General features: G+C 70.0%; 1 protein-coding gene. It reads left to right on the top strand.

The window, feature by feature from the left end; all coding sequences use genetic code 11:
- A partial coding sequence (locus tag F3T56_RS45875; protein WP_149831372.1) for an FAD-dependent monooxygenase occupies window positions 1–1,335 on the top strand: 1,335 nt, incomplete at its 5' end.
- Window positions 1,336–1,488: the final 153 nt, after the last annotated feature.

The following is a 1,488-nucleotide window of genomic DNA, read 5'->3' as shown; positions in this document are numbered from 1 at the left end:
GCTACCGAACTGGCTTCCCGCATCCTGCCTCAACCGGAGACCGAACGGCTGCTGACCGAGCTGTTGCACGCTCTGGGCGGCAAGGTCGAGCGCGGAGTGCGGCTGCTGTGCCTGGAGGGCACCGACTTCTCCGGTCGAATCGACGGTACCGACGCGGTGACGGCTGTACTGGAGCACACGGACGGGGCGATCGAACGTTTCCGCGCACCTTTCGTGATCGGCGCCGACGGGGCGGCTAGCGCGGTGCGTTCGCAGATCGGCGTGGGATTCGAGGGCGTCACCTACGAGATGGCGTTCGCCCTGATGGACGCGCACATCGAAGGCGAGTTGCCACACAGCGAGGTCCGGTACTACCAGGCCCCGGCCGGAACCCTGGTCGTCGTGCCGGCCCCGCACGGGGTCTTCCGCTTCCTGTCCGTCATGCCTCCCGGCGGACGGCAGGAAGTGGACACGGCGATGATGCAGGCGGTCCTGGACGAGCGTGGCCCGCGAGGGATACGGATCACCGAACCGGTCTGGCAGACGGTGTTCCGGGTACACGCGCGGCACGCCACCAGCTTCCAGCTGGGCCGGGTTTTCCTCATGGGGGACGCGGCGCACGTGCACAGCCCGGCGGGTGGCCAGGGCATGAACACCGGCCTCCAGGACGCCGCCAACCTCGCCTGGAAACTGGCCGCGGTGCTCCGGGGCGACTCTCCCTTCTCACTGCTGTCCGGCTACGGACCTGAGCGGATCGAGGCGACCCGCAGGATCGTCCGGGACACCGATCTGCAGACCAGGGCCTGGATGGCCGGCAGCCGGCCCCGGGTGCTCCTCCGGGATACGGCCTTCCGCCTGCTGGACCGTACGGGTGTAGCCTCCCGGGCCTATGCGCCGGTCATGGCCGGACGGCGGCTGACCTACACCCCCGCCCGGGCCAGCCAGAGCCCGTCCGGGATGCCCGAATGCCGGTTCCGCGGCACGCTGCTCTCCGGATCGAGGGTCGGCGCGGTGTTTCCACGAAGCCTCGCCGTGGCGCACGACATCTCAGGACCGCGAGCCGACCCGCACGGCTGGTCGCTGGCCGTCCTGGCGCCGGAGGCCGACCCCGGCTGGCTTGCCGAGGTCGGGCACATCCTAGACCGTCGGCCCCAGGTCCGGCTGGTGAAGCTGGAACTCCGGGCCGCCGCGGCGGCGACCGGCTGTCGCAAGCCGGGGTATCACCTGATCCGCCCGGACGGGCACATCGCGGCGCACGGCCATGAAAACGATCTGAACCGGCTCGAAGCCGAACTGCGACACGCACTCACATCACGAGCGCCCACGTCCGCCCGACCAACTGGAGACGGAGCATGAGGAACCTCCCCACCCTAGCCATCCCCTACCACTCCGGAAACGGTCACACCCGTGCCCTCGCCGAGGCCGCCCACCAGGGTGCCGTCGAAGCGGGTGCCCGAGCGGTCCTGATCAGCGTCGAGACCATCACCGACGCACAGTGGGCCGAACTGG

Source organism: Streptomyces tailanensis, from assembly GCF_008386495.1.
GTDB classification, from domain to species: Bacteria; Actinomycetota; Actinomycetes; order Streptomycetales; family Streptomycetaceae; genus Streptomyces; species Streptomyces tailanensis.
Note: the sequence above shows the minus strand (reverse complement) of the source record. Positions and strands in the feature narration are given on the sequence as shown.